Here is a 295-nt window from a genome sequence, read left to right as displayed (position 1 = left end):
CGCGTGCCGGCGGCACGCTGATCGGCGCCGTCATCCTCTGGGACATCCTGTTTCGCGGGCAGCTCGGCTTTTCGATCTCGTTCCTGGAAGAGATGTGGGCGCGCAACCTCGGCAATCTCATGATGAGCCCGTTGAAGCCGATCGAATTCCTGCTGTCGCTGATGATCATGAGCCTGATCCGGCTCGCGATCGGCGTCATCCCGATGACGCTGCTCGCGTTGTTCCTGTTTCACTTCAACGTTTATGCGCTCGGCGTGCCGCTGATTGCGTTCTTCTGCAATCTGATCTTCACGAG

At 59.0% G+C, this 295-nt stretch carries 1 pseudogene; it reads left to right on the top strand.

Going from position 1 to position 295, the window contains the following annotated elements:
- Nucleotides 1-295 (top strand): annotated as a pseudogene (locus tag AC0L27_RS41280) (ABC transporter permease); the annotation flags it as partial.

Source organism: Bradyrhizobium sp. Ken51 (genome assembly GCF_055807435.1).
Note: the sequence above shows the minus strand (reverse complement) of the source record. Positions and strands in the feature narration are given on the sequence as shown.